Below are 22,345 nucleotides of genomic sequence, written 5' to 3'. Positions count from 1 at the left end.
TCAGCCGAACGTCACGACGAGCCGGCCGTCCGAGGCGAACGACCAGCGCAGCGTGCCCGCGTAGGACGCGCAGCGGGAGCCGTTCGTGCCGGTCCAGAACTGGTTGGAGCCGTCGGCGTCACCGACGATCTTGTCGTTGGTGCCGCTACTGCTGCGGCACGAGGTGTTGCCGCGGAACACCGAGCTGCCCCCGTCGAAGGAGAAGTTGCGCTCGGCGTTGTCGATGCTCACGTTGTCCGTGATCGCCATCGTGCCCAGGTTGCGGTTGTAGGTGAAGCCGTGCTTGCCGTTGTGGTAGGCGATGTTGCGGCGGATGACGTGGTTGACGCCGATGTCCTCGCCGCCCAGCTTGAAGCCGTTGCGGTCGCCGTTGCCGGCCTGGCTGCCGTCGCTGAGCGTGCCGTTGTTGTACGACAGGGAGTCCTCGATGGTGACCGGGCCGATCGGGCCGGTGTCGGTCTTGGTGTAGAGGTCCCAGCCGTCGTCGATGTTGTTGCGGGCCACCGCGTAGCGGAAGACGTTGCCGGAGCCGACGGTGAGCTTGGCGGCGAAGCCGTCGGCGTCCTCGCCGTCGGAGTCGGCGTTGTCGTGCGACAGCGCGCTGAGGATGAGGTTGTTGGCCGGCCACTGGCTGTTGGGCGTGTCGGAGGCGATCCGTGAGAGCTGCAGGCCCGTGTCGCGGTTGTAGCGCGTCACGGTGCGCTCCAGGATGTTGTTGCTGCCGCCGACGAAGATGCCGTTGTCGCCGGCGCGCTCGACGACCACGCCGTACACGTGCCAGTACGAGCCGTTCACGGCCAGCCCCGGTTGGCCGGGTCCTCGCTCTGCGCGGAGAAGTTGAGCACCGGGGTCTCGCCGGGGTAGGCCGACAGTTTCTTGCGGGCGCTCGCGGTGCCGTTGTTGCCGGGCGCGATCGTGACCGTCTGCGCGAAGTTGTAGGTGCCGCCGCGCAGGTAGATCGTCCCGCCGGCGGCGATCCTGGTGATGGCCGAGGTCAGCGTGGTCGGGTCGGCCTGCGTGCCGGTCGCGCCGTCCTTGCCGCCCGGGGCCACGTACAGGGTGTCGCCGGTGGGCGGCGGGGTCACGGTCGGGGTCACGGTGGGGGTGGGGCTGGTCGTCGGGCCGCTCCCGGCGGGCCGCAGCGTCCACTGCTTGGTGGCCACCGAGTCGCAGGAGTTCTGCTGCAGGACGGCGCCGGCCGCCGTCGAGCTGTCCTTGACGTTGAGGCACTTGCCGCCGTTGGCGTTGACCACCCGGTAGCCGGCGCCGGAGGCGACGAGCTGCCAGGTCTGCGAGGCGGCTCCGGTGCAGGTCTGCTGCTCCACGGCCTTGCCCGCACTGGTGGAGGCGTCGCGGACGCCCGCGCACTTGCCGCTGTGCTCGGCCTTGATCTGGTACGTGCCGCCGGAGGCGGTGAGCGTGAAGACCTGCCCAGGGCCTTCCGCGCACGCGCTCTGCACGAGCTGCACGCCGTCGGCGGTGCTCTGCCCGGGAACGGCGGCGCACAGGCCGCTGCCGGCGTTGACCAAGGTGTAGCTGCCGCTGGAGGGGGCGGCCGAGGCGGGCAGGTTGAACGCGGCGATCAGGCCGCCGGTGGCGAGCAGACCGGCGGTCGCCACGACCGCCAGCCGCCGTGCTAAGAGCTGGTTGTTGCGCACGTTCTCATCCATTCCATAGGGGTGGGCCGTCGTGCCAACCGGTTGCAAGCACAGTGACGTTACCTGGAGGAAACGTCAATACAACGAGGTAAAACTGCAAACCATTCGCCCGATCCTGCCTGGTCGTCTCCGTTTTCCTGCAACAACCGATTGCAGAAACGCAGTCGTTTGCAGCACGGAGCGGGGGTGCGTGAAAGTTTCACCGGGAAGGGGTCGCCGCCCGATGTGCGTATATTGGTCGGTCCGAAGCCGGAAGGAGCTGCTTGATGTTCGCGACCCCCCTGGGAGACGACGGCGCGGTGCTGCGCCCGCTGGAGCCGTGGCACGCCCAGGAGTTCCTGGCCCACATGGACCGGGGCCGCGAGTTCATCGGGCGCTTCATCGCGCTGGCCGACGCGGTGGTGGACGAGGCGTCCAGCCGGGCGTTCCTGCAGTCGTACGCGGACAAGGCCGCCGCCGACACCGCCCGCATCTACGGCATCTGGACCGGCGGCACCCTCGTCGGCGGCGTCCTGTTCCGGACGATGGACCTCCGGATGGGCACCGCCGAGGCCGGCTGCTGGCTGGAGCCGGCCGGCGTCGGCAAGGGGCTCGTCACCAGGGCGGCCCGCCTCATCATCGACTGGGCCGTCGAGGAGCGCGGCATCCACCGGGTGGAATGGCTGGCCGCCGCCGCCAACGAGGCCAGCATCGCGGTCGCGCGGCGCCTCGGCATGAGCAGGGACGGCGTGCTGCGCCAGAGCTACCTGCACCGGGGCGAGCGCTACGACGTGGAGGTCTGGTCCGTGCTCGCCCCGGAATGGCGGGCGGCCACCGCCTGACGCCCCGTCAGCGCAGGTACCGCAGGACGGCGTGGCGGATCTGCTCCGGCGTCATCGGGTCGGTCGACAGGGCGCTGTGCAGCACCAGCCCTTCGATGAGCGCGTCGAGCTCCCTGGCGGTGGTCGGGTCGAAGTGGCGCTCCAGCGCCCGGCGGCTGCGGGCCATCCACGCCTGGGTGACGGCCCGCAGGGCCGGGTTGCGGGCCGCGGCCACGTACAGCTCCACGGACAGCACGAGGTCGGCCGGCGAGCCGAGCAGGCTGTCCGACACCAGCGTGACGACGGCCTCGGCCGCCTCGTCGCGGTCGCGCGCGGCGCTCAGCCGCTCGTCGAACACGCGCGCCACCGCGTCGGCGTGCCGGGTGAACGCCTCGGCGAGCACCTCCTCCAGCGAGGAGAAGTGGTAGGTCATCGAGCCCAGCGGCACGTCCGCGGCGCGGGCGATCTCCCGGTGCGTCGTGCCGGCGACGCCGCGCTCGGCGATGACCGCGAGCGCGGCGTCGATCAGCCGGTCCCGCCGGCCGGGGTCGTGCCGGCGCGCCCGCCTCCGCACGGCGGGGCCGCTCACGGAGCGCTCGCCGTCGCGTCCGGCGGGGCCGCTCACGGCGTGCTCACCGCCAGGTCCGGCGCGCCGCTCATGGTGTGCTCGCCGCCGCGTCCGGTGCCTCGCCCGGCTCGATCGTCCGGATCACGCGGGCGGGGTTGCCGACCGCGACGACGTTCGGCGGCAGGTCGCGGGTGACCACCGCGCCCGCCCCGACCACCGTGTTGTCGCCGATCGTCACCCCGGCCAGCACGATCGCGCCGCTGCCCAGCCACACGTTGTCGCCGATGGTGATCGGCCGCGCGGCCTCCCACTTGGCGCGCCGCAGCTCCGGATCGATCGGGTGCGTCGGGGTCATGAGCTGCACGTTCGTCCCGATCTGCACGTCGTCACCGATGGTGATCGGCGCGACATCGAGGGCGACGAGGCCGTAGTTGGCGAACGAGCGGGCGCCGATGCGCAGGTTGCTTCCGTAGTCGACCCGCAGCGGCGGCCGGATCACCGTGCCCTCGCCGACCGCCCCCAGCAGCTCGGCCAGCAGCCGCCGCCGGGCCCGCGGGTCGCGGGCCGGCGAAGAGTTGTACGCCTCCATCAGCTCCTCGGCCCGCAGCAGCCGCTCGGCCAGCTCCGGGTCGTCGGCCAGGTAGAGGTCGCCGGCGAGCATGCGCTCCCGCATCGTGCGGTCGTCCACGTTAGAAGTCATGTGTACGAGCGTACATAACGGGCTCGCTTGGGTAGGACGGGCGGACCCTGGCTCCGGCGCGGCGCCTGCTCCAGGCTGGTCGGGGGCGGCCCCCATGGCCGTCCGTGAACCTTTTGGGGGAGCACGTTCATGACGATGTCCAGTGGTGACGACCGGCTCGCGTGGGTGGCGGGGTTCCGCTCGGGCGTGATCAGCCCGTACGAGGAGATCAAGCTGGCAGAGCCGCGCGGCTTCCGCGACCAGACGGTACGCCAGCCGCTCCTGATGGCCGGCGGCGGCGAGCGCGTCCGCGTCCGGCTCACCAACCGCTACGGCCGCGCCCCGCTGACGATCGGCGCCGCCCGCGTGGCCCTGCGCGCGGCCGGCGGCGGGATCGTCCCGGAGACCGAGCGCGAGGTGCGGTTCGGCGGCGCGGCCGAGGTGACGATCCCGGCGGGCGGCGAGATCGTCGCCGACCCGGCCGAGCTGGCCGTGGCGGCCGGCACGCACTTGATGCTCAGCCTGTACCTGCCGGGGGAGACGGAGCCGGCCACCTACTCCCACCAGCCGATGGAGGTCGCCTACGTCGTGCCCGGCGACCAGGCGGGCGCCCCGGACCTGCCCGGCGCCGAGCAGGTGCCCGCCCGCTTCTACGTGTCCGGCGTGGACGTGCACGCGCCCCGCGGCACGGCGATCGCGGTCGCGTTCGGCGACTCGTGGTTCGAGGGGGTGGGCACCACGATGAGCGCCGACCGGCGCTCGGTGGACGCGCTGAACGCCCGCCTGGAGCGCGGCTGGGTGGTCAACCAGGGCATCGCGGGCAACCGGCTGCTGGTGGACGAGGTCGGCGAGCACGCCCTGGCCCGCCTGGAGCGCGACGCCCTGACGGTGCCCGGCGCCACGCACGTCCTGGTGAACCTCGGCATCAACGACCTCGGCCTGCCGGGCATGGCCGGCCTGCCGCCCGCGACCGCCGGCGACCTGATCGGCGGGTTCACGGAGCTGGCCGGACGGGTGCGGGCGGCGGGCCTGACCGTGCTGGCCGCCACGATCGGGCCGTTCGGCGGCGCGATCTACCCGGGCATCAGCACCCCGGAGGGGCTGGCGGCGCGCCGCGAGGTCAACGACTGGATCCGTACGGGCGGCGCGTTCGACGCGGTCTTCGACGTCGCCGAGGCCGTCGCGGACCCCGGGAAGCCCGACTTCATCCGGCCCGGCTTCGACTCGGGGGACGGCATGCACCTCAACGACGCCGGCGCCCGCGCCATGGCCGGCGCGGTGGACCTCGCCCACCTCAAGCTCTGACCGGGGCAGGCCGGGGGCCGGATGGGAGGATGTGCGGATCATGACGCTCGACCGAAAGTGATGATCTGCCATGGCCGTCATTCACCACACCGTCCTCAAGCCGACCAAGCTGGAGCTGCTGACCTCCTGGCTGCCGTCCCGCCCGTGGTACCGCGGCGGCGCAGACGCACGGCCCGAGCTGGCCAAGGCCGGCGGCTTCCGGCTGGACGACCCGGAGGGGGCGGTCGGGATCGAGTTCCTGGTGGTCACCGACGCCGCCGGGCCGGGCTCCTACCTGGTGCCGCTCGCCTACCGCGGCGCGCCGCTCGACGGGGCCGAGCACGCGCTGGTCGGCACCATGGAGCACGGCGTGCTGGGGCGGCGCTGGGCGTACGACGGGATGCGCGACCCGGTGCTGGTCGCGCAGCTGCTGGCGCTGATCGAGGGCCGCGTCGAGGCGCAGGACCAGAGCGTCAGCGACACCCCTGACCGGGACGTCACCCGCTCCTGCGCCGGCGGTCCGCTCGCCTTCACGGGTCACCTCGCCACCGACGACGAGGAGGGGACCGTGCTGGCCTCGCCGTCCGGCCCGGCCCTCCGCCTGCACCGTGTCCTGCGTCCCGCTGAGGACGCCGTGCCGGCGGGGGCGATCGGGCACGTCGCCGGCTCCTGGACCGCGCCGGACGGCACCCGCGCCCGAGGGCTGTTCGCCACCCTGCGCCCCTGAGACGCGTCCCGCATGAGGGACGGCGCCCGCCTGGCCCCGCGGACCAAGCTGCGGCCAGGCGGGCGTCGCCGGTCCGGGGGTGCGTCAGGCGCCGCGGGCGGCGTCGTAACGGGCGATGACGTCATTCCAGTTGATCAGGCCCCACAGTTTCTCCACGTAGTCCGGGCGGACGTTGCGGTACTGCAGGTAGTAGGCGTGCTCCCAGGCGTCGAAGACGAGCAGCGGGGTGGTGCTCATGCCGACGTTGCCGTGGTGGTCGTAGACCTGCTCGACGACGAGGCGGCGGCCGAGCGGCTCCCAGGCGAGCACGCCCCAGCCGGAGCCCTGCACCGTCGCCGTGGCGGTGGTGAGCTGCTTCCTGAACGCGTCGAACGAGCCGAAGTGCTCGGTGATCGCCTCGCCCAGCTCGCCGTCGGGGCGGTCGCCGCCGTCGGGGGACAGGTTCTGCCAGAAGATCGTGTGCAGCACGTGCCCGGACAGGTTGAACGCGAACGTCTTCTCCAGCCCGACCAGTCCGCCGAACTCGCCCTTGTCGCGCGCCTCGGCCAGCCGCTCCAGGGTGTCGTTGGCGCCCTTGACGTAGGCGGCGTGGTGCTTGGCGTGGTGCAGCTCGAGGATCTCGCCGGTGATCGCGGGCTCCAGCGCCGCGTAGTCGTAGGGCATGTCCGGCAGGACGTACTCGGCCATGGTGGCTACCTTCCAAGAGTTCCTACTTGCATATAACTCGCAATAACAATAGACACGCAAGTAGTCTCTTGTCGCGGGTAAGCGAGGGCTCAGTGGGAATCGTGGCCGGCCGGGTGGAGGCGGACGCAGCAGTGCTCCGGGGCCGGCTCCAGGCGGGCCGTGACGTCCGTCGCCGCGAGACCTTCGAGCAGGCCGGTGAGCAGGCACAGGTTCATGCCGCAGACCAGCTCGGTGTGCTGCTGGGCGAGGGTGTGGAAGGGGCAGTTGACCAGGGCGATCGTGTCGCCGCAGTCGCGGGGCTCGAAGCCCAGGGCCTCCAGGGCCTGCGCGATGCCGGTGCCCGCGCCGAGAGCGTCGCGGCCGAGGTTGCGGCCCAGCTCGCGGGCGCGGCGGTCGAGCACGGTGCGCGGCGGCTCGCCCGTGGCCTGCGCTTCCACGAGGGCATCGGCGAGCAGGCGGGCCGCGGTCTCGTAACGCCGGTCCGGCAGCGAGACGGCGATCTGGCCGGGGGCGCGCCGGTAGAGCTTGGCCGGGCGGCCGGCGCCGGGCCCGGAGCGGCCGGTGCGGCGCTGGTAGACGGCTTCGAGCAGCCCCTCCGCCACCAGTTTCTCCAGGTGGAAGGAGACGGTGTTGCGGGGCGCGCGCACGGCGTCGGCGGCCTCGTCGCGGCTCACCGGTGCCGGCTGGTGCACCACGAACTCGTACAGGCGGCGCCGGGTCGGCTCGTCCAGAGCCGCGATGGCGGAGATGCGTGCCGGCCATGCACCGTTGACCTCGCCCATTCTAAAACCCATTCCTGTTGACGAAATTGCCGTGCCCCTTCTAATGTTAACGAAACTCGTCAATAGAAGAAGGGGTTGCACGATGCGGGACGCATCCGATGATCGCGGGCGGGCGGCATGAGCGAGACCGTGACGGAGCCGGCCGGTGAGACGGCCGCCGCGTCCGCCGACCACCAGCAGCGGCGCCTGCGCGTGGTCCGCGGCGGCGACGGCGTGGACCTGGAGGCCGCGCAACGCGCGGTGGCCGACCTGCTGGCCGCGCTCGGCCGCGACGCGCAGTCGGAGCACCTGGCCGACACGCCGAAGCGGGTCGCGCGCGCCTACGCCGAGCTGCTGGCGCCGCGCGAGTTCGACCTGACGACCTTCCCCAACGAGGAGGGGTACGACGAGCTCGTGCTGGCCCGCGACATCCCGGTGCAGTCGCTCTGCGAGCACCACCTGCTGCCCTTCCAGGGCGTGGCGCACGTGGGCTACCTGCCCGGCGACCGCATCCTGGGGCTGTCGAAGCTCGCCCGGGTCGTCGAGCTGTTCGCCCGTGACCTCCAGGTGCAGGAGCGGCTGACCAAGCAGGTGGCCGACTGGCTCCAGCAGCACCTGGCGCCCAAGGGTGTCGGCGTGGTGATCGAGGCCGAGCACCTGTGCATGTCGATGCGCGGCGTGCGGGTGCGCGGCTCCCGCACGGTGACCTCGGCTTTGCAGGGGGTGCTGCGCGAGGACGCGCGTTCCCGGCAGGAGTTCTTCGCGCTGTCCGGCGTGCCCGCCTAGCCACTTGTGTTCTGGACGAACGAGCAGACAGGAGATCGACGATGCCGGCACCGACCACGTTCGTGATCGCGGGAGGCGGCCTGGCCGCGGCCAAGGCGGCCGAGGCCCTGCGCGAGGAGGGGTTCGACGGCACGATCGTCCTCGTGGGCAGGGAGCCGCACCTGCCCTACGAGCGGCCGCCGCTGTCGAAGGGCTACCTCCAGGGCGGCGACGAACGGCAGAAGATCTTCGTCCACGACGCGGGCTGGTACCGCGAGCACGCCGTGGACGTGCGCACCGGCGTCACGGTCACCGCCGTGGACCCGGCCGCGCACCAGGTGACGCTGTCCGGCGGCGAACGGCTGCGCTACGACAAGCTCCTGCTCGCCACCGGCGCCACCCCGCGCCGCCTGACCGTCCCCGGCCACGACCGCGGCCACGTGCTGTACCTGCGTACCGTGGACGACTCCGACCGGCTGCGCGCCACGCTGTCCACCGCCCGCAGGATCGCCGTCGTCGGCGCCGGCTGGATCGGCCTGGAGACCGCCGCCGCGGCCCGCGCGGCCGGCGTCGCGGTCACCGTGATCGAGCAGGAGCGGCAGCCGCTGCTCGGCGCCCTCGGCCCCGAGATCGGCGCCGTCTTCGCCGGCCTGCACCGCGAGCACGGGGTGGACCTGCGGCTGGGCGCCCGCCTCGCCGAGGTGACCGAGGAGGGCGTGCGGCTGGCCGACGGCAGCCACATCGACGCGGACGCCGTCGTGGCCGGCATCGGCGCCGTCCCCGACACCGACCTGGCCGCCGCCGCCGGGCTGACGGTCGACAACGGCGTCAAGACCACCGCCGACCTGCGGACGAGCGATCCCGACATCTTCGCCGCCGGCGACGTCGCCAACGCCTACCACCCCCGCCTGGGCGGCCACGTCCGGGTCGAGCACTGGGCCAACGCCCTCAACCAGCCGGCCGTGGCCGCCCGCGCCATGCTCGGCAAGGAGGCCGCCTACGAGGAGCTGCCCTACTTCTACACCGACCAGTACGACCTGGGCATGGAGTACCTCGGCCACGTCCCGCCCGGCACCGCCCACGACGTCGTCGTCCGCGGCGACGTGCGCGAGCGCGCGTTCCTCGCCTTCTGGCTGCGGGACGACCGGGTGATCGCGGCGATGAACGTCAACATCTGGGACCAGGGCGACCAGCTCAAGGCCCTCGTCCTGGCCGGCTCCCCGGTGGAGCGCGCCGCGCTCGCCGACCCGTCCGTCGCGCTGGAGCGGCTGGTGCCCTCAGGGGCGTGAGCGTCAGCCGATCTCGACGGACGCGCCCGCGTCCAGGCGTTCGTAAGGCGCGCCACCACGGGCCAGGAAGCCGCCGACCATCGCGGTGCCGGTCTCGTTGAGTGCGCCGTCGTGAACGGCGTAGGCCCGTCGCGGGGCCACCGCGCGCACGTAGTCGATGAGCTGCCCGGTCGTGGACCAGGGGCCGTGCACGGGCAGCAGCAGCGTGTCGACGGTGGCGTCCGGGACGGTGAGCGCGTCTCCGGGGTGGAACAGGACGCCGTCGAGGAGGAAGCCGATGTTGCCGACGCGCGGGATGTCGGGGTGGATGAGGGCGTGCCAGGTGCCGTGGACCCGCACCTCGAAGCCCGCCGCGGTGAAGGCCTCGCCCTCGCCGACGGGAGTGACGCGGGCGCCGAGGCCGTCCAGCCGCCCGGCGACGGAGGTGTTGGTCCAGATCCTCAGCGCCGGGTTGGTCTCGGCGGCCCGGCGCAGGGCCTCCTCGGAGAAGTGGTCGAAGTGCTCATGGGTGACCAGGACCGCTTCGGCGCCCTCCAGCGCCCCCGGCTCGGTCAGGCCGCCCGGGTCGATGACCAGGCGGCGGCCGTCCTTCTCGACGCGGACGCAGGCGTGGCCGAACTTGGTGAGATGCATGAACGCAACCATACAACCAAGTTGTACAACTCGGTTACATAGTCGGAGTAGGATGAGGCCATGGACGACGACACGCTGGCCGAAGACCTGCGGCAGGTGATCGGGCGACTCGTCCGCGCCGCGCGGGCCGCCGACACCATGCCGCCCGGGGAGGCCGCCATCCTCGGTCACCTCGACCGCGGCGGCCCCCGCACCACGGCCGAGCTCGCCCACCTGCGCGGCGTGACGCACCAGGCCGCCGCCAAGTCCGTGAAGGAGCTCCTCGGCGACGACCTGGTACGGGCCGAGCCCCACCCCCATGACGGCCGCAAGCTCCTGCTGCACATCACCGACCGCGGCCGCGCCCGCCTCCAGCGGGAGCGCGCGCAGCGCGCCGGCTGGCTCGACGCCGCCATCCGCGACACGCTCAGCCCCGAGGAGCGGCGGCGGCTCCGGGAATGCGTCCCCCTGCTGGCCCGCCTGACCGACCGCATGACCCCTTTCCGTCAGTGAACGATACGAGGCCGTTATTGACTTATTGCCGGGAATTCATTTCGGCCCGCTATGCTGGTTTGTGAAAGCTTCTCCCGTGCATTTACATTGGCGTTCCCTCGTACGACCGAGGGAGCGCTTTTTTCATGCACCCTCTCTGGAGGAGCTCATTCATGCCCGAAATCATCCCCGACGGCCTGCGCCGATTCTTCGACACGTTCACCCAGGCCGGCGACGGCCCGGACACCGATGCCCTGGCCGGCTGCTTCGCCGAGGCGTTCCTGGCCGGCGACGCCGCCGGAGCCAGGCCCGTCCCCCGCTCCGCGTTCCTCGCGGCCCTGCCCAAGAGGGCGGGCATGTTCGCCGAGGCCGGCCTCCGTCCCGCCGTCCTCGAGTCGCTGACCTGCGAGGACCTGGACGACCACTACACGCTCGCCCGCACCACGTGGACGGCGGAGCGGACGGCGGGAGGCCCGCCCGTCCACCTGTCATCGTCGTACCTGCTCCATCGGGACGCCGAAGGCGCGTACCGCATCGTGGTGTATCTCAACCACCAAGGGCTGCCCCTTTGAAACGCGGAAAAGCCGGATTACGGGCCCGGCACGAAACTGATGTGCCCATTCTGCAAGCCGAGCTCTGCGACAGCGAAATCGCCGGTGAAGCGCTGCTGCGGGGCATCGACCCGCACAACAGGGCCGCGCATCTGGGCATTGCGCTGAAGAACGGCTTCGTGCACGAGGGCACCCTGCGTGCCTCGGCCTGGGTGCTGGGCGCCTTCGCCGACGAGGTGATCCTCGGCCGGCTCGCCACCGGAACCGGCGCGGCCTGACGGCCCGCCGTGCCCGGCGGGCGGCGGTCCAGGAGCGAACTTTGGGTCCGGACAGGTCCGGATTTTTCCTTCACTCTCGGGCTATCGACTCACCCTCACGGAGGCTCGCGATGATGCTTGCCCGGATCGCACGCTGGACCGCCGCCCTCGGCATGGTCGCCGCCACGACCTTCGCGGCCGCCCCGTCCGCCGCCTCGTCCGCCGCCTCATCCTCCGTCTCCACCGCACCCGGGTTCCGGCCGGGCGCGCCGGGCGTCGGTGATCCCTACTTCCCCCTGGAGGGCAACGGCGGGTACGACGCCCAGCACTACACCCTCGACCTCGCCTACGACCCCGCCACCAAGGTCCTCAAGGGAACCGTGCACATGCTGGCCCGCGCCACCCAGGACCTGTCCCGCTTCGACCTGGACTTCCAGCAGCTCACCGTGCGATCGGTCACCGTCAACGGCCGCCCGGCGGCGTACACCCGCGACGGCCAGGAACTGGTCGTCACGCCACGCTCGGGCCTGCGCATGAACAGCCTGTTCGACGTCGGCGTCACCTACGGCGGCATCCCGCAGCCGCTCGGCGGCCCGATCGTGTTCGGCCTGCCGTACGGGTGGATCGCCACCGACGACGGCGTGCTCGTCGCCTGCGAGCCGAACGCGGCCAGCACCTGGTTCCCCTCCAACGACCACCCGAGCGACAAGGCGACCTACTCCATCGTGGTGACGGTGCCGAAGGGGCTCGTCGCCGCGGCCAACGGCGTGCTGGCGGCGCAGGTCACCCGCGGCGACACGACGACCTTCTGGTGGAACGAGCTGCGGCCGATGGCGTCGTACCTGGTCACGACCACGATCGGCAAGTTCGACGTCCAGGTCGGTAAGACGCCGGCCGGTCTGCGCGAATGGGTCGCCACCGACCCGACCGTGCCCGGCACCGAGGTCGTCTTCCAGCAGACCGCGGCGATCACCGACTACTGGAGCGAGCTGTTCGGGCGCTACCCGTTCGAGGAGACGGGCGCGATCGTGGACAACGTCCCCGTCGTCGGCTTCTCGCTGGAGAACCAGACCAAGCCGCTGTACTCCGCCGTCCGCAGCGAGACGACGGTCGCGCACGAGCTGTCCCACCAGTGGTTCGGCGACAGCGTCTCCGTACGGACGTGGCAGCACATCTGGCTCAACGAGGGCTTCGCCACCTTCGCCCAGCGCTACTGGACCGAGCACATCGGCGGCGAGAGCGTCCAGGCGTGGTTCGACCGGCAGTACGCCACGAGGCCGGACGCGTTCTGGACGATCAAGGTGGCCGACCCGCAGCGCGACACCATGTTCGACACCGCCGTCTACAACCGCGGCGGCATGACGCTCCAGGCGCTGCGCGTCAAGATCGGCGACGAGCCGTTCTTCCGGCTGCTGCGGACGTGGGCGGCCGACCACCGCTACGGCCTGGCCGACACCGACCAGTTCATCACGCTCGCCGAGAAGATCTCCGGCCAGGACCTGACCGACTTCTTCAACGTCTGGCTCTACACCCCGAGCAAGCCCGTGACGTGGTGACCCGCGGCAGGGTGCACGTACGCTGTCCCTATTCGCGATCAAGAAGAGGGTCACCGTGAAGCACCTGCCGCTCAGCCACAACCCGGTCGCCGCCTGGGACGCCGCGATCGCCGCATTCGCCGCCTCCTACGGCACGAACAGCGCGTCCGCCCGGGCCTGGCTCGCCGAGCTGCCCGGGCTGGCCGCGGGCTTCCTGGACCGCTGGGACCTGCGGCCGGACGGCCCCGCGCGGCACGGCATGGCCTCGCTCGTGCTGCCGGTGACCCGCGCCGACGGCACGCCCGCCGCGCTGAAGCTCCAGCAGGCCAGCGAGGACAACGCCGGCGCCGCGCTCGGCCTGCGGACGTGGAACGGCGACGGCATCGTCCGCCTGCTCGACCACGACCCCGGCACCGGCACCATGCTGCTCGAACGCCTGGACGCGGCCCGCCCGCTGTCGTCGGTGGCCGACGACGACACCGCCATGCGGGTCCTCGCCGAGCTGATGGCGCGCCTGGTCGCGGTGCCCGCCCCGCCCGGCCTGCGGCGGCTGGCCGACGTCGCCGCCGCCATGCTGGAGCAGGCTCCCCGCGCCGTGCCGGCGCTGCGCGACCCGGCCGAGCAGGAGCTGGTCCGCACCTGCGCGTCCGCCGTCGCCGAGCTGATCGGCGAGCCCGGCGACCGCCTGCTGCACTGGGACCTGCACGACGGCAACGTCCTGGCCGGTGCGCGGGAGCCGTGGCTGGCCATCGACCCCGAGCCGCTGGCCGGCGATCCCGGGTTCGACCTGTGGCCGGCGCTGGACAGCCGGTGGGAGGAGGCGGTGGTGGGGAGCGGCGACGTGACCCGTGCGGTGCTGCGCCGCTTCGACCTCCTCACCGAGGCGCTCGGCCTGGACCGGCGGCGGGCGACCGGCTGGACGCTGGGCCGCATCCTGCAGAACGCGTTGTGGGACGTCGAGGACGGCAAGACCGCGCTGGAGCCCGCCCAGGTCGCCCTCGGCACGACGCTGCTGCGCCACCGGGGCATGTGACCTGGAGCCGGCTGGTCAGTGGAGCTGGATGCCGACGAGGCAGGTGTCGTCGTCGGTGTCCGACCTGCTGTGGGTCAGCAGGTGGTCCAGCCGGTGCCCGAGGCCCGTGCTCGGGTGCGTGGCGGTGCGCAGGAGCTGCTGCTGCGCCTGGTGCAGGGGCAGGTCGCGGCGCTCGATCAGGCCGTCCGTGTACATGAGCAGCACGTCGTTGGAGGCGAGCTGGACCTGGCTCTCCTCGTACGTCATGTCGGACAGCGCGCCGAGCAGCACGCCGCCGATCATGTCCAGCTCGGCCGCCTGGCCGTCCCTGATCAGGATGGGCGGCAGGTGCCCGGCTCTGGCCCAGCTCAGCACGTGCGTGTCCGGGTCGTACAGGCCGCAGATGGCCGTGGCCGTCACGTTCTCGGTCAGGTGGTGGGCGACCATGTTGAGCCAGGCGAGGAGCTGGCCGGGGCCCGCGCCGGTGGCGGCCAGGCCGCGCAGCGCGTTGCGCAGCACGACCATGCCGGTGGCCGCCTCGATGCCGTGGCCGGCCACGTCGCCCACCGCCAGCAGGATCTTCTTGGACGGCAGGATGACGGCGTCGTACCAGTCGCCGCCGACCAGGTGCTCCTTCTCCGCCGGCCGGTAGCGCACGGCGACGTCGAGGCCGAACGCCTCCACCGGCTGCTGGCTGGCCGGCATGATGGCCCGCTGGAGCTGCAGCGCGAGCCGGTTGCGCTCGGCCGCCTGCTGCTCGGTGTGGGCGAGCTGGTCGCGGGTGGCCGCGAGCGCCATCTCCGTCCAGTGCTGGGAGGAGATGTCCTGGTACGCGCCCCGGATGGCCAGCAGATGCCCGTCGTCGCTCAGCGCCGGCTCGGCCACCACCCTGATGTGGCGGGCGATGCCGTCGCGCCGCTGCAGCCGGAACGCGGTCGAGGCGGGCTGGCGGTGGTGCAGGACCGTGCGCAGGAACCGCCCGATGGCCACCGCGTCGTCGGGGTGGGCGTGCTCGGTCAGCAGCTCCAGGGGGATGGGCGGCTCGCCCGGGTTCATCCCGTACAGGGAGTAGAGCTGGCTGTTCCAGGTGATCTCGCCGGTGAGCGCGTTCTCCTCGAAGCCGCCGATGCGGCCCAGGCGCTGGGCGTGCTGGAGCAGGCTGGCCAGGCGGGTGGCCTCGTCCTGCAGCCGCCAGATCATCAGCACGTCCTCGCCGTGGCGGGTGATGCTCACGTGCGCGACGCTGGCCAGCGGCACCTGGTCGACCAGCGCGGTCAGCGTCACCCGGTCGGACTGGAACGGCTCGCCGGTGGCGTGCACCCGCTCGATCTTCGAGAACAGGCCGTCGTCCTGGGCGGCCAGCGGGTACGCCTCCAGCAGCAGCGCCCCGGTCACCAGCGCGGCCGGCCGCCCGGCCGGGTCGGCGAAGCGCCGGTTGGTGTGCCGGATCCGGAAGTCGGTGAGCCGGCCGTCGGCGTCCAGGCAGGGCTGCAGCACCATCGCGGCGTCCGGCAGCACGTCGGCCAGGTCGGTCAGCTCCGACGGCGGGCCGCGGCGGGCGGGCCGGCGGGCCGCTCCAGCGTGTGCGCGCACAGCTCGGCCAGCGCCTCGATCTGCTTGACGATCTGGGGCGGCGGCGGCTCCAGCGGCTCCGGCCAGCTGATCTCCAGCACGCCCAGCACGCGGCCGCCGGTGCCGGCGGGCACCGACGCGCGGCCCCCGTCGGGGGTGGCGTGCCAGCCGATCGAGGGCAGGCCGACGTCCGACAGCGCGCGCAGCCAGATCGCCTTGCGCTCGGTGAGCGCCTGCCGGGCGGGGGTGGCCACGCCGGGCGGCACGTAACGCCAGCGGGCGGCCTCGGCCTCGTTGAAGCCGGCGTACCCGGCCAGCGCGAGCGAGGCGTCGTGGCCGGCCGCCCAGACGGCGACGGCGGTGGCGCCGAGCGGGGTCAGCGCGTGCTGGAGCAGCGACTCGGCGACCGCCTGCGCGTCGCCGGCCTGCAGCATGCCGTTCTCGGCGCTGCGCATGCGCACCGCCACGCCGGAGTCGCCGCCGGTCGGGGCGGCCTCGCGGGAGCGGGCCGCGTTCAGGAACTCGCGGGCCGTCTCGCTGATGCGGTCCCTGGCGGCGTGGTTGATGATGTCGGCCGACATCTCGATGGGGGAGACGCCCGCCTGCTCGGCCAGCGTCGCGATCTGCCGCGCCGCCTCGGTCAGGCCGCAGCCGAGCCGTTCGATCAGGATGCCCTTGGCCACCTCGATCAGCGCCCGGCCCTCGGCCGCGTGCTGGGCCTCGCGCACCGCCTCGCGCAGCCGTTCGATGGTGGCCGCCAGGCGGCCGACGTTCGTGCCCGCGTCCGGGAGCCCCGCGGGACCGGCCGCGCCGGAGTCCGGCGCGGGCGGGTGCTGGAGGTCGTGCACGTGCTCTCCTTGCCTGGTGACGAGGCTTGGGTGACGAGGCTTGGGTGACGGGGCCTGGTGACGGTACGGGGCCGGAACGCGGGCTACGACGCCAGCCAGTGCCGGATGCGCTCGATCAGATGATCGGCGTCCACCGGCTTGGTGACGTAGTCGCTGGCCCCCGAGGCCAGGCTCTTCTCCTGATCGCCCGGCATCGCCTTGGCGGTCACGGCGATGATGGGCAGCGCGGCGTACTGCGGCATGGCCCGGATGGCGGACGTGGCGGCGTAACCGTCCATCTCCGGCATCATGACGTCCATCAGCACGAGGTCGATCTCGGGGTGCTCCAGGAGGGCGTCGATGCTCTCCCTGCCGTTCTCGGCATGCAGGACCCGGATGCCGTGCACCTCCAGCATGCTGGTCAGCGCGAACAGGTTGCGGGTGTCGTCGTCCACGACGAGGATCGTGCGGCCGCTGAGCGCGCCGTCCACCTCGCTCTCGGCGGGCGCCGGCACGGACGCGTCCGAGCGCATCAGCGGCAGCACGTCACCGACCTGCTCGGCCGACAGGTGCAGCGCGATGCGCTCGCGCAGCTCGTCGAGGCTGGACAGCAGCTCCAGCGGCTGGTTGGCCAGGTGCGCCTCCCGCTGCGTGCCGGCCTGCCAGTTGCTGTAGGCCAGCACGGGCACCCCGGCCAGCGCCGGGTCGCCGTTCATCGCCTCCAGGAGCTGGTAGGCCGCCTGCTGCGGCATCTCCAGGTCCAGCACGATGCAGTGGCAGGGCTCGGCCGCCAGCGTGGCCGCCGCCTCCTGCGCGCCGGCGGCGGTGACCAGCTCGATCTCGCCGACGCGGGTGCGCGGCAGCTCGTGCACCACGCTCTCGGCGACCAGCGAGAGCAGCCCGCGGGCGCGCTGCTCGATCACCAGCAGGCGGCGCTGCTGCGGCGGGGCGGGCGTCGCGGCGGAGCGCGGCTCCGCGGGCCTCGCCTCGCCCTGGCCGGCGGCCGTCCCGTCCGCCGCGGCCGCGGTGTCCTTGACGGCCGGGTCCTGGAAGTCGGGGCGCGCGATCGGCAGGTAGAGCGTGAACGTGCTGCCCTCGCCCGGCGTGCTCTGCGCCGTGATGGCGCCGCCGAGCAGGTAGGCGATCTCGCGGCTGATCGACAGGCCGAGCCCGGTGCCGCCGTACTTGCGGCTGGTGGTGCCGTCCGCCTGCTGGAACGCCCCGAAGATCACTTCGAGCTGCTGCTCGGCGATGCCGATGCCGGTGTCGATCACGCGCAGGGCGAGCGCGCCGCCGTGGGGGCGTACCGAAGGAGGCAGCTCCGACTGGGCGGCCGGCTCGATGCGCAGCTCCACGCTGCCGGTCTCGGTGAACTTGACCGCGTTCGAGAGCAGGTTGCGCAGCACCTGCCGCAGCCGCGAGTCGTCGGTGAGCAGCTCGGACGGGACGCCGGGCAGGGTCGTGACGCGGAAGTCGAGGCTCTTCTGGCTGGTCATCGGCCGGAAGGTGGCTTCGACGTAGTCGAGCAGCTGGCGGACCTGCACCCATTCGGGGTTGATGTCCATCTTGCCGGCCTCGACCTTCGACAGGTCGAGGATGTCGTTGATGAGCTGCAGCAGGTCCGAGCCGGCCGAGTGGATGATCCCCGCGTATTCCACCTGCTTCGGGGTGAGGTTGCGCGTGTGGTTCTGGGCCAGGAGCTGGGCCAGGATGAGCAGCGAGTTGAGCGGCGTGCGCAGCTCGTGGCTCATGTTCGCGAGGAACTCGCTCTTGTACTTGCTGGCCAGCGAGAGCTGGTGGGCGCGGTCCTCCAGCTCCTGCCTGGCCTGCTCGATCTCCAGGTTCTTGGTCTCGATGTCCTGGTTCTGGCGGGCCAGCAGCGTCGCCTTCTCCTCCAGCTCGGCGTTCGAGCGCTGCAGCTCCTCCTGCTGGTTCTGCAGCTCCTCCGAGCGGGCCTGCAGCTCGACCGCCAGCCGCTGCGACTCCTTCAGCAGCTCGTCGGTGCGCGCGTTGGCGACGATCGTGTTGAGGTTGACGCCGACGGTCTCCATGAGCTGGTCGAGGAACGTCCGGTGGACCGGCGTGAACGGCTGCACCGAGGCCAGCTCGATCACGCCCAGCACCTGCTCCTCGACCACGATCGGCAGCACGATGAGCGAGGCCGGCAGGCTCTCGCCCAGACCCGAGGACACCTTCACGTACCCGGCGGGCACCTCGTCCACGGCGATGGTCCTGCGGGTGCTCGCGGCCTGCCCGACCAGCGCCTGCCCGAGGCGGAACCGGTCGGGACGGTCGGTCTCCACGGGGTAGCCGTAGGCGCTGATGAGCTTCAGCTCGCTCTCCTCGGCCAGGAAGAACGCGCCGTACTGCGCCGAGACCAGCGGCGCCAGCTCGTTCATCACCAGCTCCGCCACCGTCGCCAGGTCGCGGTGCCCCTGCATCAGGCTGGACATCCGCGCCAGGTTGGACTTCAGCCAGTCCTGCTGCTCGTTGGCCGTCGTGGTCTCGCGCAGCGACTTGACCATCGAGTTGATGTTGTCCTTCAGGTCGGCCAGCTCGCCCTCGGCGTCCACGGTGATCGACCTGGTCAGGTCGCCCGAGGTGACCGCGCTGGTCACCTCCGCGATGGCCCGGACCTGCCGGGTCAGATTGCCGGCCAGCTCGTTGACGTTCTCCGTCAGCCGCTTCCACGTGCCCGACACGCCCTCGACCTCGGCCTGCCCGCCGAGCCGCCCCTCGCTGCCCACCTCGCGGGCCACGCGCGTGACCTCGGCGGCGAACGCCGAAAGCTGGTCCACCATCGTGTTGATCGTCGTCTTCAGCTCCAGGATCTCGCCCCGGGCGTCCACGTCGATCTTCCGGGTCAGGTCGCCCCTGGCCACCGCCGTGGTGACCTGGGCGATGCTGCGCACCTGGTTGGTCAGGTTGTCGGCCATGGAGTTGACGTTGTCGGTGAGGTTCTTCCAGGTGCCGGCCACGTTCGGGACGCGGGCCTGGCCGCCGAGCTGGCCCTCGGTGCCGACCTCGCGAGCGACCCTGGTCACCTCGTCGGCGAACGCGCTCAGCGTGTCGACCATCGTGTTGATCGTCTGCGCCAGGACCGCGACCTCGCCCTTGGCCTCGACCGTGATCTTCTGCGACAGGTCGCCGCGCGCCACCGCCGTGGCCACCTGCGCGATGCTGCGCACCTGGCTCGTCAGGTTGGACGCCATCACGTTGACGTTGTCGGTCAGGTCCTTCCACGTGCCCGACACGCCGCGGACCGTCGCCTGCCCGCCCAGGTTGCCCTCGGTGCCGACCTCGCGGGCCACCCTCGTCACCTCGTCGGCGAACGCGGACAGCTGGTCGACCATCGTGTTGATGGTCTCCTTGAGCTCCAGGATCTCGCCCCGGGCGTCCACCCGGATCTTCTGCGACAGGTCGCCGCGCGCGACCGCCGTGGTGACCTCGGCGATGCTGCGCACCTGCGCCGTCAGGTTGTCGGCCATGACGTTGACCGACTCCGTCAGCGCCTTCCACGTGCCGGAGACGCCCTTCACGTCCGCCTGGCCGCCCAGCCGCCCGTCGGTGCCCACCTCGCGGGCCACGCGGGTCACCTCGTCGGCGAACGACGAGAGCTGGTCCACCATCGTGTTCAGGGTGTTCTTCAGCTCCAGGATCTCGCCCCGCGCCGACACCGTGATCTTCTGCGACAGGTCGCCGCGCGCGACCGCCGTGGCGACCTGGGAGATGTTGCGGACCTGGTCGGTCAGGTTGCCCGCCATGAAGTTCACCGAGTCGGTCAGGTCGCGCCAGGTGCCGGCCACGCCCTTCACGTTGGCCTGCCCGCCGAGCTGCCCCTCCGTGCCGACCTCGCGGGCCACGCGGGTCACCTCGTCGGCGAACGACGAGAGCTGGTCGACCATCGTGTTGACGGTGTTCTTCAGCTCCAGGATCTCGCCCCGGGCGTCCACCGTGATCTTCTGCGACAGGTCGCCGCGCGCGACCGCCGTGGTGACCTGCGCGATGCTGCGCACCTGGTCGGTGAGGTTGCCGGCCATGGCGTTCACCGAGTCGGTGAGGTCCTTCCACGTCCCCGACACGCCCGGCACGTCCGCTTGGCCGCCCAGCCGCCCGTCGGTGCCCACCTCGCGCGACACCCGCGTCACCTCGGAGGTGAACAGCGCGAGCTGGTCCACCATGCCGTTGAACACCGACGCGATCTCGCCGAGCAGCCCGTCCGCGTCCTGGGGCAGCCGATGGCGGAAGTCGCCGTCCCTGACGGCCGTCAGGCCGGCCAGGAGCTGCCGCAGCTCCTGCTCGCCGACCTCCGCTGGGGTGGTGGAGCGGTTCCCTGGGGTGGTGGTGGAACGCGAGCCCTTCACCGATGTGTCACTCATGTCCCGCCTTCTCGTCCTGCCCGTCCGACTGAACGGCGACCTCGTGCCTGCGTGGCGCCGGCGATCCTACCTGCCGACCCGTACGTGCCTTCGTCACCGTTTTGTGAGGGTACTAGATCTTTCAGGTGCCTCCCTGCCTGCCGCAACCTGGCCGGACGTCCTGAGCGGGCCGCGCGGCACCCGATGGAACGTGATGGAACGCGGCGGCACGCCCTTCCGGGTGACATGGCAACGATGTCTCTCCGGAGGACCTTGTGCGTATCGCCCGTCTGTCCCCCCTCACCGTCCTGCTGCTCTCGGCGGCGCTGATCCCGTCCGCGACCGCCGGGGCCGCGGCGCGATCGGCGGTCGCGGGGGAGCGTGCCGTCTACGTGACCAACAGCGAATCCACCAGCATCTCCAGGTTCGTCGTCGACGTGGCCACCGGGCGGCCGGTGCTGACCGGTGATCCGGTGGCGGCGGGCCCGGGGGTGCGGCAGATGGCGTTCACGCCGGACGCCCGGCTGGCGTACGCGGCCAACGCGGGCGAGGACGGGCCCGGCACGATCTCCGCCTACACGGTCGGGCCGCGCGGCCTGCTGACCCCGCTGCCCGGCGCCGACGGCACCGTCACGACCGGTGGCGACACCCCCTTGGGCATCGTCGTCACGCCGGACGGGCGCTTCCTGTACGTCGCCCACGTCTTCAGCAAGTCGGTGACCGGCTTCGCGATCGCTCCGGACGGCCGGCTCACCCCGCTGCCCAGTTCGCCCACGGCGACGAGCGTGGCCAACCCTCGGGGGCTGGCCGTGACGCCGGACGGCCGCTTCCTGTACGTCGGTCACGGCGACCCCGGCCCGGACCGGCTCGACTCCGTCGGCGCGCTCAGCACCTTCGCCATCAAGGCCGACGGCACCCTCACCGAGGTCAGGCAGCCGATCAGGCTCGGCCGCTTCTGCGGCGCCATGACGATCACCCCCGACGGCCGCCGCCTCTACCTGACCTGCAGCGACACCTCCCAGGTGTACGGTTTCGCGATCGGCTCCGACGGCACGCCGGCCGCGCTGCCGCGCTCGCCGTACGACGTGCCGACCTTCCCCGAAGGCATCGTCTCCGCGCCCGACGGGCGTTTCGTCTACGTCGCCAGCCCCGCCCCTGGAGCGGGCGGCACCCCGCCCGGCGACGGCGCCGTCTCCGGCTTCTCCGTCGGCGCCGACGGGGCGCTCACGCAGGTGAAGGGCTCGCCGCTGCCGGCCGGGTTCGGCCCGGTCGGGATCACCACGCTGCCGGACGGGCGTTTCCTGTACGCCTCCACCGACCTGCCCGGCGTCACCGAGGGCCCGAACGGCGGCCTCAGCGCGTTCGGCCTCGGCCCCGCCGGGACGATGCGGCCGTTGCCCGGCTCGCCCTTCGCGACCGGCGGCAGCGAGCCCGCCTACGGCTCGGCCGCCGTCCTGCCCGACCAGGGCCCCCGCGCCGCCTTCACCGCCCGCCGCGACGGCCGCTCGGTCGTCTTCGACGCGTCCGCCTCGGCCGACCCCGACGGCCGCGTCACCCGCTACCGCTGGGACTTCGGCGACGGCACCACCCTCACCACCACCGGCGCCCGCACCACCCACCGCTACCCGCGCGCCGGGACGTTCCGCGCCATCCTGGCCGTCACCGACAACGAGGGCTGCTCGACCACGATGATCTCCACCGGCCAGGCCGTGCTGTGCAACGGCACCCCGGCCGCCACCACCTTCCAGGTCGTCACCGTCACGAGCTAGCGGCGCCGCGGCTCGGGGCCGGCGGCGCCAGCGGACGCCTCCGCGAGCGCCGCCGGCCCCGGGCCGCGTGTAACTTTCAGCGGCCGTTCGCGGCGGCGTACAGGTCGCTGACAAATCTTCTGACGGGGTCTTGACGGGGGGC

21 protein-coding genes are annotated in these 22,345 nt (G+C 72.3%); 11 read left to right on the top strand and 10 right to left on the bottom strand.

What is annotated here, in order from left to right; genetic code table 11:
• Entirely contained in the window at positions 1 to 795 is a 795-nt protein-coding gene (locus KIS93_RS69520; RefSeq protein WP_478212897.1) for a hypothetical protein, read from the bottom strand.
• Entirely contained in the window at positions 792 to 1,670 is an 879-nt protein-coding gene (locus tag KIS93_RS69515; RefSeq protein ID WP_478212896.1) for an RICIN domain-containing protein, read from the bottom strand. Before KIS93_RS69515 ends, KIS93_RS69520 begins: the two co-directional genes overlap by 4 nt.
• Positions 1,671 to 1,924: 254 nt before the next feature.
• Here KIS93_RS69515 and KIS93_RS11665 point away from each other — a divergent pair, with 254 nt between their 5' ends.
• Entirely contained in the window at positions 1,925 to 2,479 is a 555-nt protein-coding gene (locus KIS93_RS11665) for a GNAT family N-acetyltransferase (protein ID WP_080040070.1), read from the top strand.
• Between the two features lie 7 nt (positions 2,480 to 2,486).
• Here the strand turns inward: KIS93_RS11665 and KIS93_RS11660 are convergent, their stop codons facing one another.
• Positions 2,487 to 3,083, bottom strand: a complete 597-nt coding sequence (locus KIS93_RS11660) for a TetR/AcrR family transcriptional regulator (RefSeq protein ID WP_222107407.1) — start codon at positions 3,081 to 3,083, stop codon at positions 2,487 to 2,489.
• A gap of 31 nt (positions 3,084 to 3,114) precedes the next feature.
• Positions 3,115 to 3,726 carry a sugar O-acetyltransferase gene (locus KIS93_RS11655; protein WP_080040069.1) on the bottom strand — a complete coding sequence of 204 codons (612 nt, stop codon included), beginning with the start codon at positions 3,724 to 3,726 and terminating at the stop codon, positions 3,115 to 3,117.
• A gap of 129 nt (positions 3,727 to 3,855) precedes the next feature.
• Here KIS93_RS11655 and KIS93_RS11650 point away from each other — a divergent pair, with 129 nt between their 5' ends.
• Positions 3,856 to 5,010 carry a GDSL-type esterase/lipase family protein gene (locus KIS93_RS11650; RefSeq protein ID WP_080040068.1) on the top strand — a complete coding sequence of 385 codons (1,155 nt, stop codon included), beginning with the start codon at positions 3,856 to 3,858 and terminating at the stop codon, positions 5,008 to 5,010.
• A gap of 70 nt (positions 5,011 to 5,080) precedes the next feature.
• A complete protein-coding gene (locus KIS93_RS11645) occupies positions 5,081 to 5,716 on the top strand; it encodes a maltokinase N-terminal cap-like domain-containing protein (RefSeq protein ID WP_080040067.1) in 636 nt (211 codons plus the stop codon).
• 84 nt (positions 5,717 to 5,800) lie between these two features.
• On the opposite strand, the gene KIS93_RS11640 is transcribed toward KIS93_RS11645, so the two are convergent.
• Positions 5,801 to 6,403, bottom strand: coding sequence for a superoxide dismutase (locus KIS93_RS11640; protein ID WP_080040066.1), 603 nt, complete (start codon positions 6,401 to 6,403; stop codon positions 5,801 to 5,803).
• 89 nt (positions 6,404 to 6,492) lie between these two features.
• Entirely contained in the window at positions 6,493 to 7,185 is a 693-nt protein-coding gene (locus tag KIS93_RS11635; protein WP_080040065.1) for a helix-turn-helix transcriptional regulator, read from the bottom strand.
• A 117-nt stretch (positions 7,186 to 7,302) separates the two neighbouring features.
• On the opposite strand from KIS93_RS11635, the gene folE reads away from it, so the two are divergent.
• Together folE and KIS93_RS11625 are read left to right on the top strand one after the other, a co-directional pair.
• Positions 7,303 to 7,950, top strand: a complete 648-nt coding sequence (gene folE, locus KIS93_RS11630) for a GTP cyclohydrolase I FolE (protein WP_080040064.1) — start codon at positions 7,303 to 7,305, stop codon at positions 7,948 to 7,950.
• A gap of 41 nt (positions 7,951 to 7,991) precedes the next feature.
• Positions 7,992 to 9,218, top strand: coding sequence for an NAD(P)/FAD-dependent oxidoreductase (locus tag KIS93_RS11625; RefSeq protein WP_080040063.1), 1,227 nt, complete (start codon positions 7,992 to 7,994; stop codon positions 9,216 to 9,218).
• A gap of 3 nt (positions 9,219 to 9,221) precedes the next feature.
• Here KIS93_RS11625 and KIS93_RS11620 read toward each other — a convergent pair whose 3' ends face one another.
• Complete coding sequence (locus KIS93_RS11620) at positions 9,222 to 9,851, bottom strand: MBL fold metallo-hydrolase (protein WP_080040062.1); 630 nt, start codon at positions 9,849 to 9,851, stop codon at positions 9,222 to 9,224.
• A gap of 60 nt (positions 9,852 to 9,911) precedes the next feature.
• On the opposite strand from KIS93_RS11620, the gene KIS93_RS11615 reads away from it, so the two are divergent.
• The 5 genes from KIS93_RS11615 (at position 9,912) to KIS93_RS11595 (ending at position 13,698) form a co-directional block, all read left to right on the top strand.
• Positions 9,912 to 10,343, top strand: coding sequence for a MarR family winged helix-turn-helix transcriptional regulator (locus tag KIS93_RS11615; RefSeq protein ID WP_080040061.1), 432 nt, complete (start codon positions 9,912 to 9,914; stop codon positions 10,341 to 10,343).
• A 152-nt stretch (positions 10,344 to 10,495) separates the two neighbouring features.
• Complete coding sequence (locus KIS93_RS11610; RefSeq protein ID WP_080040060.1) at positions 10,496 to 10,894, top strand: hypothetical protein; 399 nt, start codon at positions 10,496 to 10,498, stop codon at positions 10,892 to 10,894.
• Between the two features lie 41 nt (positions 10,895 to 10,935).
• Positions 10,936 to 11,151, top strand: a complete 216-nt coding sequence (locus KIS93_RS11605; protein ID WP_230466294.1) for a GNAT family N-acetyltransferase — start codon at positions 10,936 to 10,938, stop codon at positions 11,149 to 11,151.
• A gap of 110 nt (positions 11,152 to 11,261) precedes the next feature.
• A complete protein-coding gene (locus tag KIS93_RS11600) occupies positions 11,262 to 12,686 on the top strand; it encodes a M1 family metallopeptidase (protein ID WP_080040058.1) in 1,425 nt (474 codons plus the stop codon).
• 106 nt (positions 12,687 to 12,792) lie between these two features.
• A complete protein-coding gene (locus KIS93_RS11595; protein WP_155129750.1) occupies positions 12,793 to 13,698 on the top strand; it encodes an aminoglycoside phosphotransferase family protein in 906 nt (301 codons plus the stop codon).
• Between the two features lie 15 nt (positions 13,699 to 13,713).
• Here the strand turns inward: KIS93_RS11595 and KIS93_RS11590 are convergent, their stop codons facing one another.
• From KIS93_RS11590 to KIS93_RS11585, 3 genes are all read right to left on the bottom strand, one after another.
• Positions 13,714 to 15,270 (bottom strand): PP2C family protein-serine/threonine phosphatase, encoded by a 1,557-nt coding sequence (locus KIS93_RS11590; protein ID WP_246005254.1) that lies wholly within the window; start codon positions 15,268 to 15,270, stop codon positions 13,714 to 13,716.
• Positions 15,210 to 16,097, bottom strand: a complete 888-nt coding sequence (locus KIS93_RS65010) for an ANTAR domain-containing protein (RefSeq protein WP_246005253.1) — start codon at positions 16,095 to 16,097, stop codon at positions 15,210 to 15,212. The genes KIS93_RS11590 and KIS93_RS65010 overlap by 61 nt, the downstream gene beginning before the upstream one ends.
• Before the next feature lie 83 nt (positions 16,098 to 16,180).
• On the bottom strand, positions 16,181 to 20,455 hold the full coding sequence (locus KIS93_RS11585; RefSeq protein WP_080040055.1) for a HAMP domain-containing protein: 4,275 nt from the start codon (positions 20,453 to 20,455) through the stop codon (positions 16,181 to 16,183).
• 254 nt (positions 20,456 to 20,709) lie between these two features.
• Between KIS93_RS11585 and KIS93_RS11580 the strand changes: the two genes are divergently transcribed.
• Positions 20,710 to 22,203, top strand: coding sequence for a beta-propeller fold lactonase family protein (locus KIS93_RS11580; RefSeq protein WP_080040054.1), 1,494 nt, complete (start codon positions 20,710 to 20,712; stop codon positions 22,201 to 22,203).
• Positions 22,204 to 22,345 lie beyond the last annotated feature (142 nt).

It is taken from the genome of [Actinomadura] parvosata subsp. kistnae (assembly GCF_900323885.1).
Taxonomy (GTDB): Bacteria; Actinomycetota; Actinomycetes; order Streptosporangiales; family Streptosporangiaceae; genus Nonomuraea; species Nonomuraea composti.
The sequence above is the reverse complement of the archived record's forward strand: the minus strand, read 5'-3'. Positions and strand labels throughout refer to the sequence as shown.